This is a genomic window from Streptomyces sp. NPDC060184, assembly GCF_042728795.1.
Classification (GTDB): Bacteria; Actinomycetota; Actinomycetes; order Streptomycetales; family Streptomycetaceae; genus Streptomyces.
This window is the reverse complement of sequence record NZ_JBHWYX010000025.1, coordinates 15,056-29,822: the sequence shown is the minus strand read 5'-3', so window position 1 is coordinate 29,822 and position 14,767 is coordinate 15,056. Positions and strand designations below refer to the sequence as shown.

Below are 14,767 nucleotides of genomic sequence, written 5' to 3'. Positions count from 1 at the left end.
AGGCAGCGTGGGTCGGGTCGGGTCGGGCTTGCGGCCGGGGAGGGGGGCCGGCCGGCTCAGTACGTCGCGAACTCGGCGAGACTGCCGCCGAGCAGGGTGCGCAGCCGGGCCAACGCCCGTACGCACCGGGTCCTTACGGCCGCCGGGCTCGTCCGGAGGGCCTCGGCGGTCTGCTCGACGCTGCGGTCCTCCCAGTACCTCAGCACCACGACCGCCCGGTCCTTCGGGGCGAGCCGGTCGAGGGCGTCGATCAGCGTCAGGCGCAGGGCGGGGTCCGCCCCGGCGGGGGTGGGGGCGGTGTCCGGCAGCTCCGCGAGGGGGCGTTCACCGGCGGAGCGGCGTCTGCGATGCGTGAGGAAGGCGCGGACGAGCACCGTCTGGGCGTACGCCGCCGGGTTGTCGATCCGGTGGACACGGCCCCACAGCATGTACATCCGGCCCAGGGTCTCCTGGACCAGATCCTCCGCGAGGTGCACATCACCACCGGTCAACAGCGCTGCTGATCGGTACAGTTGGCCCGCGCAGCTCGCCGCGAACTCCCTGAAGTCCTCGACCCGCGACTTCCTCATGCGTCCCCCCGTCTCCCACGGCCGGTCAAGCCGTGCGCCCCGCACTCCTTCGACGCGTCGGACCCGGCGGAATGTTTCACACGAACGCGAAGCAATTTCCGGGCGGTTGTCCGCCCCGGTGCGGACAGGCGGATCCGGGGCACCCCCACCGCTCCCCAACTCCCCCGCACGCGGGTAGGTTCGGCGCCATGGACACTGGTCAGCTACTGGGGTCAGGACGCAGCGCCGACGTGTACGCACTCGACGACTCCTGGGTCCTGCGCCGCTACCGCGACGACGCCGACACCACCCCCGAACTGGCGGTGATGTCCTACCTCTCCGCGTTCGGCTTCCCGGTGCCGCGCATCGGGCCGCCGGCCGAGGGGGCGGGCCCCGGCGACCTCGTGATGCAGCGGCTGACCGGCCCCACCCTGGCCGAAGCGCTCATGGCCGGTTCCCTGGACGCCCGGCAGGGCGGCGAGATGATCGCCGGGCTGCTGCGGGAGCTGCACGCGCTGCCGCCGCGCCTCTCCTCCGATCCGGAGGTCCGCATCCTCCATCTCGACCTCCACCCCGAGAACGTGATGCTGACCGGGCACGGGCCGATGGTGATCGACTGGAGCAACACCACCGAGGGCCCGCCCGGGACGGACCGCGCCATGTCGGCCCTGATCCTGGCGCAGGTCTCCCTCATCCCTGACTTCCCGGCGGCGCAGCGGGTGCGCCTCCTGCTCACCGCGCTGCTCGACGCCATGGCCCGCGACGGCCGGATCACCGACCACGACCTCGCCGGAGCCGTCGCCCGCCGCTCCTCGGACCCGTACCTCTCCGCCGCCGAACAGGCCGTCCTGGGCGAGGCGGCGGCCCTGGTGGCCGCGCACGGGAGGTGACGGGACGGCGGTGCGGAGGCGAGGGCCACGGTGCCGGGAGCACGAGGAGCCGGCGATGGCGGTGGCCGCGACCGGGCCCCTCCGGCCTCCTCGCCCAGGCGCTCTGCCGGGACACCGATGAGCTGTACCGCTGTCCGGCCCGGATGGTGGCCCGGAGCGTCATCGGCCGGATCGAGGCCGCCCCGGCGCCGCGTACGGACAGGGGCCCCGGCGCCGCGTACGGACAGGGGGGCGGCGACCCTGCGCGGCGGCTGGGGGTGAGCGGCCGGGCGCCGGAACGCGGGTCGCCCGCACCCCTCGACGGGGTGCGGGCGACCGGTGACCGGGCGGAGGCGATCAGCCGCCGGTGATCACCTTGTCCTTCGCGAGGCTATCGGTCCGCGAAGTGACGGTGGTCCGCAGGGATTTCGCGGTCTTCTCGACTCCGGAGGCGTCGGCGCCCGACTTCTTCGCGGCGGCGACGACGGTGTCGAGGGTGGTGGTGGCGTACCCGGAGCCGTAGAACTGCTCGTACAGCTTCTTGTACGCGGCGTGGTAGACGGCGTCGAAGGCGTCGGCCGCGAGGAACCGCTCCTTCAGGGCGTTTCCGCCCATGCCGCCCCCGGCGCCCATCCGCCCGCCGGCGCCGCCCGCCTGCTCGTCGCCGCCCTGACCTCCGGCGGGGAATCCGCCGTCGGCCGGGAAGTCACCACCGGCCGGCATCTCGCCGCCGCCCGGCATGCCGCCACCGGCCGGGAGGTCACCGCCCGGGAACTCGCCGTCGGCCGGCGGCTGCCCGCCACCCGGGAACTGCGCCCCGCCGGGTGCGTCCTGACCGCCGTTCGTGCCCTGGCCACCGGTCGTGCCCTGACCGCCTCCGGCCGCGTCCTGACCGCCGGTCGCGTTCTGGCGGCCTCCGGGCATCGCGCCACCGCCGCCGAACCCGCCCATGCTGGTGCTGTCGTCGGGCCCGCTGGTCGCGTCCCCGCTGAAGGTCAGGTTGAAGTCCCAGCCGAGCACGGAGAACTTCTTGGTGCCGAGGTCGTACCAGAGCACGTAGTTCTTGCCCGGGCCCGCCATGTCGTCGAAGTTCAGGATCAGGTTCTGGGTCGCGACGTACTGGGCGAACGAGTCGACGTCGACGTACGTGTGGAGGTCCGCGGCGAACTCCTCGTCCGACGCCTGGTCCACCCACTTCAGCAGCCGCATCACCGGGGCGAGGTCCTGACTGCCCTTCTTGTTGAGCTGGTTGAAGGACGTCTCGTAGTCGGTCGGGTCGTCACCGACGTAGGCGAAACTGCCGCCCGCACGGGCCTTGTACGCGACTCCGTCACCGAGGACCCGCTGCTCGACGTAGTCCTTGCTCGGGTTCTCCACCATCAACCGGGTCGCCGCGGGGCGGTTGTTGACGGTGAGATCCACGAACCCGAACTCCTCGGCGGGCTGGTCCGACTTGGCCATGAGGGAGAGCGACAGGGCCTCGTTGAGCGGGAGTTGGTCATCCACGCCCGGACGCAGGGAGATCTCCCGGTGGCCCTGGTACGCGCGCCCCTCCACGTACTCGTCGATCTTGACGAGCCAGGGGAGCTCTTCGGGCCTGTCGGCGGAGAGGTCGTACTGCGTCATCCCGCCACCGCCCGCGGGCATCCCACCGGCAGGCTGCTGACCGCCCTGCCCCTGCGCAGCCTCGCCCTGCTGGGGTGCCTCGCCCTGCTGGGGTGCCTCGCCCTGCTGGGGTGCCTGGCCCTGCTGGGGTGCCTGGCCCTGCCGGCCTCGGCCCTGTCGGCCGAACCCGCCCGCCCCGCCCGCCCCGCCGAACCCTCCGGAGCCGCGCAGGCTCTGCAGCGTCGAGTTCCCCTTGAGGCGGATGCCGACGTCGTTGAGGTAGGTGCCGTCGATGGTGAGATCGGCCTCGATGTAGTCCTTGGTGCCGTCCTTCTCGTACTCCTTCATCATCTTGTCGAAGTCGGTCTGCTCGTACTCGATCCGGAACGTGTGCGCCGCCGTCGTGTCGTACAGGCCGACCGTGCCCGGCAGGTTCTCGGTGATCGTGTCGGCGTCCTCCGCCGAGGCGCTGGTGACGAACGGGGTGACCCGGGCGTCGGAGAAGAAGACCAGGAGCACGGCGAGTCCCGCGCAGAGCAGGCCGACCGGCCTCCAGTGGTGGCGCACCGGCAGCGGTATGCGGTGCGCGAGCCGCTTGCGGGGCGGGGTGCGCCGCTCCGCGCGGGCGCCCCCCTCCACCTCCGCCATCACAGGTCCGTCTGGTCGTAACCGGTGAGCACGGTGACGCGCTGGCCCCTCGTGCGCTCCTGGAGCGCGGCGACCAGCTCACCGGGTTCGTGGCCCTTCTTGATGCGCACGGTGTAGAACACCTCGGTCAGCGTGCCGCCCCGGATGGACTCGGTGCTCACCAGCTCGAACTCGTCGGTCAGGCGCAGCAGGACGTCCTGGATGCTCTGGGTGTGGTCCTCACCGGCGGGGAGCTGGACCTTGACGACCTGGCGCTGCACGTTGAGGGCGAACAGGTCGAAGCGGCTCATCAGGAAGATGATCAGCGCGATGACGGCGCCGCCGACCGCGGCCAGGGTGTAGAAGCGCGCGCCGCACGCCATGCCGATCGCCATCACCAGGAAGATGAAGCCGACGTCCCGTGTCTCCTTGACCGCGTTGCGGAAGCGGACCACGGACAGCGCGCCGACGAGGGAGAAGGCGCGCGCCAGGTTGGAGCCCACGACCAGCATGATCAGGGCGACGACCATGCCGACGATGACCAGGGTCTGGACGTACGACTGGCTGTAGGAGACGTTCTTGTGCGTGGCCCGGTAGACGTAACCGATCACGGTGGAGAGTACGAAGGACAGGGTCATCGCCAGGACGATGTCCATGACACTGAATGTGCCGCTCAGGTCCTGCAGGTCGAAATTCACGGGCGGACAGCCTCCGTCAGGCGCCCCGGAGCGGGGAGTTGGATGGGGGAAGCGGCGAACGGGGTTCCGTCGCCGTGGTCTTGGGGCGGAGCCGGTGGGAGGTCTTCCTCCCGTACGTGGAACACCGAGCGGGGCGCGAGCCCGAACGCCTCGATGGACTGGACGTACTTGGACACGCGGATCAGGCTGAGGTTGCGGCGGGCGGCGAGATCGGTGATCCAGTGCGGGGTGCGCTCGTTGACCTTGATCTCCATGACCGACATGTGCGGCGGGATCGTGAAGCGGTTCTCCGCACCGGCGGTGCCGAAGTGGAAGTCCCGGTCGCGGCCCCGGATCCGCCGGTCGAAGGTGACCCGCAGACCGGTGTCCTGGTCGCGTCCTACCAGCGCCTCGCGCTGGTAGCCGGTGATGGCGGTGGGCTGGAGGTCGAGGCGTACGGCGAGTTCGAGGACCTCCTCGACGAAGGCGGCCTCCTTCGGCGAGTGCTCGATCATCTGCCGGTCGTCGCACATCCGCCGGGCCGTCTCGTACGGGAGCGTGATGCGGCGCTTCTGGGTGACCCGGTTGACCCGCTGCTTGATCTCGACGCAGACCGGCGAGGCGTCGGTGATCCCGTCCAGGTCGCCGTAGTGCCGGATGCGGAGCTTGCGGCGGAACTTCAGCCCCTCGATCTTCTCCCAGTAGAACCGGAGTTGAGGGGTGTCGTAGTAGAGGCTCCAGACGCCGTAGCCGCCCACCGGACTGTGCGGGTCGCGGTCCATGCGCTCGCCCAGCTCGTCACTGATCTCGGCCGCCTGCTCGACGGGGACCAGGTACTTGAGCTCGTACCGGTTGAAGGCGTGCAGCCGGCTGGCCACCCGCAGGGCATCCTCGCCCGCGAGGCCCTGCCTGGGCCCCGGCCCCGGCCCCTGCCCCGGCCCGGCCCCGGTCCCGGTCCCGGGGGAGGCGTTCACGGTTCCGGCCGCCCCGGCCGCCCCGGTCGGCGTACCGGCTCTTTCCTGCTCGACGGGCTTCGTGCCACGAGCCCCTGGACGCAGTCGCCCCAGCCAGCCAGTCATGGCTCCCCTTCGTGCCGTTCGCTTGTGTTCTTCCTCCAGGTAAGGAATCGGCAAAAGATGAGGAACTTATGAAATCCTTATCTGAATGAGCTGAGTACACACAATGAACACACGGTGAACACGGCATGGCTGCCGATCGGTTCGGAGCTCCGGATTCCGGCACCGGTTCCGTCGCGCGCCCTTGGGCATGGATCACGTACGGAATCCAGTACGCGGCACCCCGCGGGAGAATGCGGGGAAACGCGTCCCGGCAAGGGAACGGACGGGAAGAGGAAGCAAGATGACCGCACCGCACACGGGGAACAATCCCTGGCTCCGCCGCTACCACGCCGCCGGGGCGGACGCCGTGACCCTGGTGTGCTTCCCGCACGCCGGCGGCTCCGCCGGCTGGTTCCACCCGTTCTCGGCGGCCCTGGCGCCCTCGGTCGGGGTGGTGGCCGTCCAGTACCCGGGACGGCAGGACCGCTTCTCCGAGCCGTGCGTCGAGGACCTGGGCGAGCTCGCCGAAGCGATCCACCGGCAACTCCTGGCCCTGCCCGGCCCGTTGGCCTTCTTCGGCCACAGCATGGGCGCCTCACTGGCGTTCGAGGTGGCCAGGCTGCGGGAACTGAGCGGCGCCGAGCCGCCGTTGACGCTCTTCCTCTCCGGCCGCGGCGCGCCGGACACCCACCGCCCGGCGACGGAGCCGGTCGGCTCGCTGGACGACGAGGGCCTTCTCGCCCGGATCAGGCGGCTCGGCGGAACGCACACCGAGCTGCTGGCGGACCCCGAGATCGTCGGCCTGGTGCTGCCCGCCGTCCGGGGCGACTACCGCGCCCTCGAGAACTACAGCTGCCCGCCCGGGGTCGTCCTGCGCTCCCCCCTCACCGTGCTGACCGGTTCCGAGGACCCGCTCACCACCGCCGAGGAGGCCGAGGCCTGGCGCCACCACACCACCGGCACCTGCACCGTGCACACCTTCCCCGGCGGCCACTTCTTCCTGGAACCCGAGTCCCGCGCCGTCCTCGCGACGATCACCGGCGCCCTGGCGCGCATCGCCGTGTAGCGGCCTGCCGGGCGTGGAGTGCGTCACGTCCGCCCGCGCACCGGCCGGGCGGACGTGACCACCGGAGGTCCGCCCGGCCCGGCTCCTCGGCCCGCCCCGACCGGCCACCGGGCGCCGCACCGGAGGCGGCGGCCCGGCTCCACCCCGCGCCGTCCGGCCCGCCCAGCGGCGGGGCGCCACCGACGAGTTGGCGGTGACCTGCGAGGATGCCACGACTCCCGCAGGCGCTCCGGCCCGTCGGCACCGAAGCGGACGCAGTCGTTCCGCCGGGCTCGGCCGCGGCCCCTGCCGCTCACCCGCCTCGGCTCTCTTTGGCCGAACGGCCAAAACGCCTCGAAACTTTCTGGCGGATATTCTCACCCCCGCACGGTCGCTCCTCAGCATGATCAGGTCGACGACCAGTGGCGTCCGGCCGTGATCCGCCGGACACACCAACCAGCGCGGGGCGAGAGGAGCGGTGCCATGGAGACGGTCCGGACGATGCCGGGGCACGGTCCCGGTGGCGGCCTGAAGCACAGGCTGACCAGGCGGCAGGACGTGTCCGCGGAGGTGCCGTCCGGCACCGAGCTGCGGCGCACCATGGGCATGTGGCAGCTGACCCTGCTCTCCGTGGGCGCCACCCTCGGCACCGGCATCTTCGTCGTCCTCGGCGAGGCGGTGCCCGAGGCGGGCCCCGCGATCATCGTCTCCTTCGTCCTGGCCGGCGTCACCGCGCTCTTCTCGGCCCTGTCGTACGCCGAGCTCGCGGGCATGATCCCGCGCTCGGGCTCCTCGTACAGCTACGCGTACGCCACCCTCGGGGAGCTCGTCGCCTGGGTGTGCGGCTGGTGTCTGATCCTGGAGTACGGGGTGTCGGTCGCGGCGGTCGCCGTGGGCTGGGGCCAGTACGTCAACGAACTGCTCGACCTGGTCTTCGGCGTCACCCTCCCCGACTCCCTCGCCGCCCCGCCCGGCGCGGGCGGAGTCGTCAACGTGCCGGCCGCCGTCATCGTCGTCCTCTCCATGGTGGTGCTGCTGCGCGGCGCCAAGGAGAGCGCGGTCGCCAACGTGATCATGGTGGGCGTGAAGGTGGCCGCCCTGGTGATGTTCTGCGCCGTCGCGTTCACCGCGTTCCGCGCGGGCAACTTCACGCCGCTCTTCCCGCTCGGCGCCGCCGGGATGAGCGCGGGCGCCGCCTCGCTCTTCTTCTCGTACATCGGCTTCGACGCGGCCTCGACCGCCGGCGAGGAGGCGAAGAACCCGCAGCGCGACCTGCCGCGCGCGATCATCCTCTCGCTCGCCCTGGTCACCTTCCTCTACGTCGTGGTCGCCGTGGCCGCGCTCGGCGCCATGCCGTGGGGCCTCTTCGAGGGCACCGAGGCCACGCTCAGCGAAGTCCTCGTGCGGGCCGTCGGCGGCGGCAGCCTCTGGCCGATCCTGCTGTCGATCGGCGCGGTCGTGGCGACCACCAGCGTGGTGCTCACCGTCCAGTACGGGCAGATCCGCATCCTGTTCTCCATGTCCCGCGACGGCCTGATGCCGCCGGTCTTCTCCCGGGTGCACGCGAAGAGCGGGGTGCCGCGTGCCAACACGGTGATCGTCTCCACGTTCATCGCCGTGCTCGCCGCGCTCGTCCCGCTGGGCAGCCTCGCGGACGCCACCAGCATCGGCACCCTGTTCGCGTTCGGTCTGGTCAACGTCGCCGTCGTCCTGCTGCGCCGCCGCAACCCCGACGCGCCCCGCAGCTTCCGGGTGCCCCTCTCGCCGGTGGTGCCGGTGCTCGGCGTGATCTGCTGCGTGTACATGCTCTTCAGCCTGGGCTCCGACACCTGGATCACCTTCGCCGTGTGGATGGTCGTCGGACTGGCCGTCTACGCGCTGTACGGGATGAAGCACTCCGCCCTCGCGAAGGCCACCGGGCCGCGGGCGCCCGCCGAGCAGCGGCCCGAGGAGCGGGCGAAGGAGGACCGGTCGTGACCGCCGGGCTTCCCGCGGCGCTCGACCTCACGGCCGACGTCGTCGCGCTGACCCGCTCCCTCGTCGACCTCCCCTCCGAGAGCGGCGAGGAGGGCCCGCTGGCGGACGCCGTCGAAGCGGCCCTGCGTGCCCTGCCCCACCTGAGCGTGGAGCGCGTCGGCCACTCCGTCGTCGCCCGCACGACGCTCGGCCGCCCCGAGCGGGTGATCCTCGCCGGGCACCTGGACACCGTGCCCGCCGCGGACAACCTGCCCGCCCGGCTCGACGGCGAGCGGCTGTACGGACTCGGCGCCTGCGACATGAAGGGCGGCGTCGCGGTCGCCCTGCGGCTGGCGGCGTCGCTCACCGCACCGGCCCGCGACCTCACCTACGTCTTCTACGAGTGCGAGGAGGTCGAGGGCGACCGCAACGGGCTGCACCGCATCGCCGCCGAACGCCCCGAGCTGCTGCTCGACGCGGACCTCGCGATCCTGATGGAACCGTCCGACGCGGGGGTCGAGGCCGGCTGCCAGGGTGTGCTGAGCGCCGACATCACCGTGCGGGGCGCCCGCGCCCACACCGCGCGCGCCTGGATGGGAGCCAACGCCGCGCACCGTGCCGCGACGGTGCTCCAGCGCCTGGCCGACCACACGCCGGAGCGGGTCCTCATCGACGGGCTGGAGTACCGGGAAGGGCTGAACGCCGTCGCGGTCCGCGCCGGAGTGGCCGGGAACGTCGTGCCCGACAGCTGCGTCGTCTCCCTCAACGCCCGCTTCGCGCCGAGCCGTTCGCCGAAGGAGGCGGAGGAGTACGTACGGTCGCTCTTCCCGGCGGAGCAGTTCCCGCCGCAGGAGTACGCGTTCGTGGTGACGGAGGCGGTGGCGGGGGCGCTGCCGGGCCTGGAGCACCCGGCGGTCGCCTCGCTGGTCGGCGTCCTCGGTGCCGAGCCGCGCCCCAAGCTGGGCTGGACCGACGTGGCCCGGTTCACCGAACTGGGCGTGCCCGCGCTGAACTTCGGCCCCGGCGACCCCTCGCTGGCGCACACGCCCGGGGAGTTCGTCCCGGTGGACCAGCTCGCCCGGTGCGAGGAGCAGCTGACCGGCTGGCTGACCACGGTCCAGGTGCACTGATCACGAGCGTCCGACCGCTTCAGGCGGCCCCCGACAGCCGCGCGCTCAGCCAGAGCACCAGCCGCTCGTCGGGGTCGTCCAGGTCCAGGCCCACCTGCTCCCGGGCCTGCCGCAGGCGGTAGCGGCAGGTGTTGGGGTGCACGGCGAGCCGCTCGGCCGCGCCCGCCATGTCGCACCCCGCGTCGAGCCAGGCCAGCACCGTGCGGGCGTACTCCGTGCCGTGCGCCGCGTCGTGCGCCACCGTCCGGGCCCAGGCGCCTTCCTCGAACTCCCGCCGCCCGGCCATCAGTTCGCCCAGGCGCAGCAGGGCCACCCGGGCCCGTACGTCCTCCACCAGCGCGACCGGGCGCCCGTCGTCGACGCAGCGCAGGACCAGATCGGCGTCGGCCCGGGAGTCCGCCACCCGGGCCAGTCCCGCGACCAGGGCGCCGAGCCCGCCCCGTACGGGCATCCGCAGGGCCTGGCCGGCCCGGTCCACGATGTCCTGCGCGAGCTGACGGTGCCGGGCAGCGCCCCGCTCGCCGACCGCCGGGAGCAGCGCGTACACCACCCCGTCGACGAGGACGCAGGCGTGCCGCCCGTACCGGGCCTCGCACTGGAGCCGTACGAGGTCGAGCAGGCGCAGCGCCGTCTGCTCGGCGTCCGGCGCGGTGCTAACGCCCGCCGGGACGAACGCCGCCACCCGCACCGGATCGGTGCCCGCGCCGATCCCGAGGCGGTGCGCGGCCCCGGCCGGGTCGACCGTGCCGTCCAGGACCCGGCGCAGCAGGTCACCGCCGAGGTGGCGGGCGAGCTCCTGCGCGGCGCGGGCCCGCAGCAGCAACAGGGCCGCCGTGGAGGCGCCCTGGGCCAGGGCCTCCTCCGCGTCGGGGGCGAGCGTGCCGTCGTCGACCACCCAGACCGAGCCGAGCGTCTCGCCGCCCGCCCGCACCGCGACGGCCAGCCGGGGCAGGTTGTCGGCGTCGAGCGCGGGCAGCCGCAGGGGCGCGGGGGCGGCGAACATGGCCCGGTACTGGGCGTCGTTCTCCATGCTGTCGGGGACCTGGAGGCCGAGGATGCCCTGGCGGCGGTCCTCGTCCACGGCCTGTCCGGGCACCGTGGAGTAGGCGAGGATGCGCTGGCGCGGGTCCTCCACGGCGGTGGCCCCGCCGGTCGCGGCGGCGATGGCGTCGGCCAGGGCGAACAGGTCCCCGGCGGCGGAGGGCGTGCCCCCGGACCGGGCGGAGACGGCCGAGGACAGCAGCAGGTGGACCCGGTGCCAGGCCGCGTCCTCGTCGACCGCGAGCAGCGCGATCCCGGCCTCCTCGGCCGCCCCGGCGGGCCCGTCCGCACCCCGTACGACCACGGCCGCCATCCCCGCGGCGGCTGCGGCGCGCAGCAGGGGGCCCGCCGCCGGGGGGCGTACCCCGACGGCGAGGAGCACGGCGCCGGGGGCGTGCGGGAGCGCCGCGTCGGCGTCGTACAGCAGGATCTCGCCGACCCGCCCCCCGAGTCCGCCGGGGGAGGCGAGCGCCCGTACGGACGACCCGCCGAGCACGTCGAGCAGATCGCTGAGGGTGGGGGCGTCCATGGGGCCTCGATTCACGGTGCGGGATGCGGGGCTCCCGGTTCGCGGTGCGGGTGGGGCGGCCCGTCCGCCTTTGGCCGATCGCAAAACGACTCTAAGTGCCTCTTGTCCCTCCGGACAAGCAGTTCCCGGAGGGGCGCGCGGAGACTCAAGACATGACAGCGACACCCGCAGTACGCGACCGAGCCGCGGCCACCGCGCGCGCGGCCGGAGTCACCACCCGTACCGTCCACGACGTGCCCGGCATCGCGGCCGTCGCCGACTTCTTCAGCGACGTGTGGCAGACCCCGCGCAGCACCCCGCCCTACCCGGCCGAGGTGCTGCACAGCCTCGTGCACGCGGGGGGCGCGGTGCACGCCGCGTACACCGGGCAGGGCGAGCTGTGCGGCGCGGCCGTCGCCGTGTTCGGGGAGCCCGCGGCGCTGGACGTGTACTCCTTCGTGGCCGCCGCCCGCACCAGCGACCGGGGCGTGGGGCTCGCCGTGAAGCAGGCGCAGCGGGTCTGGGCGCTCGACCGGGGTGCCCGCACCATGCGCTGGACGTTCGACCCGCTGGTGGGCCGCAACGCCCGCTTCAACCTGGTGAAGCTGGGCGGCACGGGCACCGAGTACCTGGTGGACTTCTACGGCCCGATGACCGACGGGCTGAACGACGGCGACGAGAGCGACCGCCTCACCGTCACCTGGGACCTGACCGCCGGGGACCGTACCCCCAGGGAGACGGAGACCGCGCGGACGGCGGAGCCCGCCGGTACGCCCGTCGTCCTCGCCACCGCCCCCGACGGCGCGCCGCTCGCCGTACGCGCCGGGGAGACCGTCCGCTGCCGGGTCCCCGACGACGTCGTGGAGCTGCGCGCCGCCGACCCCGCGCTCGCGCTGCGCTGGCGCCACGCCGTACGCGCGGTCTTCACGCGGGCGTTCGCCGACGGGTACACCGCCACCTCGATGTCCCGCGACGGCTGGTACACCCTCACCCCCGCCGCCCCGCACCCCGCGCACACCCCGCCCGCCCCGCAGAACCAGGAAGGCAGCCCGGCATGAAGCTGGACCGCGTCGAACTCGTCCACGTCGCCATCCCCCTGGTCACGCCGTTCCGTACCTCCTTCGGAACGATGACCACGAAGGACACCTTCCTGCTGCACGTCGTCACCGACGAGGCGGAGGGCTGGTCGGAGTTCGCCGCCGACCCCGAGCCGCTGTACTGCTCCGAGTACGTCTCCGGCGCCGAGACCGTGATCCGCGACTTCCTGCTGCCCCGGGTCACCGCCCGGCCGGAGCTGACGACGGCCGCCCTCGCCCCCGCCATGGCGAAGGTCAAGGGCCACGAGCTGGCGAAGGCCGCCCTGGAGACGGCCGTGCTCGACGCCGAGCTGCGGGCCCACGGAATGTCCCTCGCCACCTACCTCGGCGCCGTCCGCGACCGGGTGCCCGCCGGGGTGTCCGTCGGCATCAAGGACTCCGTCCCCGCCCTCCTGGACGACGTGGCGGGCTACCTCGCCGAGGGGTACGTCCGGATCAAGCTGAAGATCGAACCCGGCTGGGACGTCGAGCCCGTCCGCGCGGTCCGGGAACGCTTCGGCGACGCGCTGCCGCTCCAGGTGGACGCCAACACCGCCTACACCCTGGCCGACGCCGAACACCTGCGCCGCCTGGACGAGTTCGGCCTGCTGCTCATCGAGGAGCCGCTGGAGGAGAACAACCTCCACGCCCACGCCCTCCTCCAGCGCCGCATCGCCACCCCCGTCTGCCTCGACGAGTCGCTGCACAACGCCCGCGACACGGCCTCCGCCATCGCCATGGACGCCTGCCGGGTCGTCAACATCAAGCCCGCCCGGGTCGGCGGCTACCTGGAGGCCCGCCGCCTGCACGACGTCGCCGCCGCGCACGGCGTGCCCGCCTGGTGCGGCGGCATGCTGGAGACCGGCATCGGCCGCGCCCCCAACCTGGCCCTCGCCGCCCTCCCCGGCTTCACCCTCCCCGGCGACACCTCCGCGTCCAGCCGCTACTTCGCCGAGGACATCACCGAGCCGTTCGTCCTCCAGGACGGCCACCTCCCGGTCCCCACCACCCCCGGCATCGGCATCGCCCCGCTCCCCGACGCCCTGCGCCGCTTCACGACGGCACGACGGGACCTGTACGGAGGCAGCGCCGGGCGGTGAGCCGTACGGCTCCGTACCCGACCGTGCCGGGGCCCGCGTCCGCGCGACGCGGGCCCCGGCACCCCGCACCCCGCACCCCGCACCAACCACCGGCCACCGGCCACCGGCCACCGGCCACCGGCCACCGGCACAGCCTGATACATAACCGCTGGTCAGAGCCGCGCATGGGGTGCATGCATGGATGCATCGGACGGCATGGGCAAGATGCTGGCCGACGCCCCGTCGCGGCGTGCAGAGTGATGCCACGGCCGCCGGAGCGGACCGTTCCCCTCTCGGTCCACGCCCCCTCGGGGGCTGCTTCCGCCTACGCCCTTCCACCGCCGGTCCGGCCGGCCGGTCCACGGGCGGGGCACCCGCTCCGGCGGCTCCGCATCCATCCTGTTCGGACAAGGAGTCACGCATGTCCTCGACCACCGTACGTACGAAGGCCGTCCGCCTGGCCGCCGCCGTCGTCGCCCTGGCGTCGCTCACCGGCGCGGGTCTGTTCTCGGGCGCCGCGACCGCCGGAGCGGCCGTCGCTCCCGTCTCCGCGTCCGCCGCCCGCACCGGGACGGCGCCGGTCGCCTGGCCCGCCGTGAAGTCGGGTGCCCGGGGCGCGACGGTCACCGCGCTCCAGCACCTGCTGGTCGCCAAGGGCCACTCGCTGACCGTGGACGGGGAGTTCGGACCGGCCACCGTCAAAGCCGTCAAGGCGTTCCAGAAGGCCCAGCGGCTGACCGCCGACGGCATCGTCGGCCCCGCCACCTGGAACAAGCTGGTGCCGACCCTGCGCGAGGGCGGGCGGGGTCCGGCGGTGAAGGCCGCGCAGACCCTGCTGAAGGCGCGCGGCCGGGCCGTGGCCGTCGACGGCACCTACGCGGCGGCCGTCACGGCGAAGGTCAAGGAGTTCCAGAAGGCGAAGGGCCTCACCGCCGACGGGGTCGTCGGCCCGCGGACCTGGGCCGCTCTCCTGGACCCCGGTACGAGCGCCCCCTCCGGCAACCGGGCCGCCCTCGCCCGGCAGATCCTCGACACCCGGGGCATCACCCTGGCCACCGTCCACCCCGGCGGAACCCACGCCGGGTCGACCGCGAAGCAGAACATCGTCGACACCGCGAACGGGAAGAACGCCCTCACCAGCCCGTGGGGCGACACCCCCGGCCGGAGGGTCCCGCTCGACACCCGGATGCTGAACGGGCTGCTCAAGCTCTCCACCCAGTACGCGTTCCGGATCTCCGTGTCCGAGATCGTCGGCGGCGACCACAGCGGGAACTCCCGGCACTACGCCGGTCTCTCCGTCGACATCAGCCACATCGACGGACGCCACGTCGGCGACAGGGCCCCGCACAAGAACCTGATGGCGGCCTGCCGCAAGCTCGGCGCGACGGAGGTCCTCGGCCCCGGCGACGCGGGCCACGCCCGCCACGTGCACTGCGCCTGGCCCCGCTGACCCCACCCGGCACACCGAAGCCCGGCGCACCGAAGCCCGGCACACCGAAGCCCGGACCGGAGAACTCCCGGTCCGGGCTTCGGCGCTGGTCCGGGCGA

The 14,767-nt window shown here is 73.3% G+C and carries 12 protein-coding genes; 7 read left to right on the top strand and 5 right to left on the bottom strand.

Features of this window, described 5'->3' with window-relative positions; genetic code table 11:
* Window positions 1-56 precede the first annotated feature (56 nt).
* A complete protein-coding gene (locus ACFWEE_RS18270; RefSeq protein ID WP_386890262.1) occupies window positions 57-569 on the bottom strand; it encodes a SigE family RNA polymerase sigma factor in 513 nt (170 codons plus the stop codon).
* A gap of 188 nt (window positions 570-757) precedes the next feature.
* Here ACFWEE_RS18270 and ACFWEE_RS18265 point away from each other — a divergent pair, with 188 nt between their 5' ends.
* Window positions 758-1,438 (top strand): phosphotransferase, encoded by a 681-nt coding sequence (locus tag ACFWEE_RS18265; protein ID WP_386890260.1) that lies wholly within the window; start codon window positions 758-760, stop codon window positions 1,436-1,438.
* Window positions 1,439-1,774: 336 nt separating this feature from the next.
* Here the strand turns inward: ACFWEE_RS18265 and ACFWEE_RS18260 are convergent, their stop codons facing one another.
* Genes ACFWEE_RS18260 through ACFWEE_RS18250 form a run of 3 tightly spaced genes read right to left on the bottom strand, consistent with a single transcriptional unit; the run spans window position 1,775 to window position 5,210 of the window.
* A complete protein-coding gene (locus ACFWEE_RS18260; protein WP_386890259.1) occupies window positions 1,775-3,670 on the bottom strand; it encodes a CotH kinase family protein in 1,896 nt (631 codons plus the stop codon).
* Window positions 3,670-4,347, bottom strand: coding sequence for a DUF4956 domain-containing protein (locus ACFWEE_RS18255; RefSeq protein ID WP_386890257.1), 678 nt, complete (start codon window positions 4,345-4,347; stop codon window positions 3,670-3,672). The genes ACFWEE_RS18260 and ACFWEE_RS18255 overlap by 1 nt, the downstream gene beginning before the upstream one ends.
* Window positions 4,344-5,210 (bottom strand): polyphosphate polymerase domain-containing protein, encoded by an 867-nt coding sequence (locus ACFWEE_RS18250; protein ID WP_386890361.1) that lies wholly within the window; start codon window positions 5,208-5,210, stop codon window positions 4,344-4,346. Before ACFWEE_RS18250 ends, ACFWEE_RS18255 begins: the two co-directional genes overlap by 4 nt.
* Before the next feature lie 475 nt (window positions 5,211-5,685).
* On the opposite strand from ACFWEE_RS18250, the gene ACFWEE_RS18245 reads away from it, so the two are divergent.
* From ACFWEE_RS18245 to dapE, 3 genes are all read left to right on the top strand, one after another.
* Entirely contained in the window at window positions 5,686-6,450 is a 765-nt protein-coding gene (locus ACFWEE_RS18245) for a thioesterase II family protein (protein WP_386890256.1), read from the top strand.
* A 462-nt stretch (window positions 6,451-6,912) separates the two neighbouring features.
* Window positions 6,913-8,406 (top strand): amino acid permease, encoded by a 1,494-nt coding sequence (locus tag ACFWEE_RS18240; protein WP_386890255.1) that lies wholly within the window; start codon window positions 6,913-6,915, stop codon window positions 8,404-8,406.
* Window positions 8,403-9,515 carry a succinyl-diaminopimelate desuccinylase gene (gene dapE, locus ACFWEE_RS18235; protein WP_386890254.1) on the top strand — a complete coding sequence of 371 codons (1,113 nt, stop codon included), beginning with the start codon at window positions 8,403-8,405 and terminating at the stop codon, window positions 9,513-9,515. Before ACFWEE_RS18240 ends, dapE begins: the two co-directional genes overlap by 4 nt.
* A 19-nt stretch (window positions 9,516-9,534) precedes the next feature.
* Here the strand turns inward: dapE and ACFWEE_RS18230 are convergent, their stop codons facing one another.
* Window positions 9,535-11,085: a PucR family transcriptional regulator gene (locus ACFWEE_RS18230; protein ID WP_386890252.1), complete on the bottom strand. Its 1,551-nt coding sequence runs from the start codon at window positions 11,083-11,085 to the stop codon at window positions 9,535-9,537.
* 152 nt (window positions 11,086-11,237) lie between these two features.
* On the opposite strand from ACFWEE_RS18230, the gene ACFWEE_RS18225 reads away from it, so the two are divergent.
* The 3 genes from ACFWEE_RS18225 (at window position 11,238) to ACFWEE_RS18215 (ending at window position 14,669) form a co-directional block, all read left to right on the top strand.
* On the top strand, window positions 11,238-12,122 hold the full coding sequence (locus ACFWEE_RS18225) for a chorismate synthase (RefSeq protein WP_386890250.1): 885 nt from the start codon (window positions 11,238-11,240) through the stop codon (window positions 12,120-12,122).
* The gene (gene menC, locus ACFWEE_RS18220) at window positions 12,119-13,240 is read left to right on the top strand and encodes an o-succinylbenzoate synthase (RefSeq protein WP_386890248.1); all 1,122 of its coding nucleotides are present in this window, start codon (window positions 12,119-12,121) and stop codon (window positions 13,238-13,240) included. The genes ACFWEE_RS18225 and menC overlap by 4 nt, the downstream gene beginning before the upstream one ends.
* Window positions 13,241-13,640: 400 nt before the next feature.
* On the top strand, window positions 13,641-14,669 hold the full coding sequence (locus ACFWEE_RS18215; protein ID WP_386890247.1) for a peptidoglycan-binding protein: 1,029 nt from the start codon (window positions 13,641-13,643) through the stop codon (window positions 14,667-14,669).
* Window positions 14,670-14,767: the final 98 nt, after the last annotated feature.

Excerpts from the sequence above, each read along its gene's own strand:
- ACFWEE_RS18260 (WP_386890259.1), bottom strand. The coding sequence starts at position 3,670 with ATGGCGGAGGTGGAGGGGGGCGCCCGCGCGGAGCGGCGCACCCCGCCC.
- ACFWEE_RS18225 (WP_386890250.1), top strand. The coding sequence starts at position 11,238 with ATGACAGCGACACCCGCAGTACGCGACCGAGCCGCGGCCACCGCGCGC.
- ACFWEE_RS18215 (WP_386890247.1), top strand. The coding sequence starts at position 13,641 with ATGTCCTCGACCACCGTACGTACGAAGGCCGTCCGCCTGGCCGCCGCC.
- ACFWEE_RS18270 (WP_386890262.1), bottom strand. The coding sequence starts at position 569 with ATGAGGAAGTCGCGGGTCGAGGACTTCAGGGAGTTCGCGGCGAGCTGC.
- ACFWEE_RS18245 (WP_386890256.1), top strand. The coding sequence starts at position 5,686 with ATGACCGCACCGCACACGGGGAACAATCCCTGGCTCCGCCGCTACCAC.
- menC (WP_386890248.1), top strand. The coding sequence starts at position 12,119 with ATGAAGCTGGACCGCGTCGAACTCGTCCACGTCGCCATCCCCCTGGTC.
- ACFWEE_RS18265 (WP_386890260.1), top strand. The coding sequence starts at position 758 with ATGGACACTGGTCAGCTACTGGGGTCAGGACGCAGCGCCGACGTGTAC.
- ACFWEE_RS18240 (WP_386890255.1), top strand. The coding sequence starts at position 6,913 with ATGGAGACGGTCCGGACGATGCCGGGGCACGGTCCCGGTGGCGGCCTG.
- ACFWEE_RS18230 (WP_386890252.1), bottom strand. The coding sequence starts at position 11,085 with ATGGACGCCCCCACCCTCAGCGATCTGCTCGACGTGCTCGGCGGGTCG.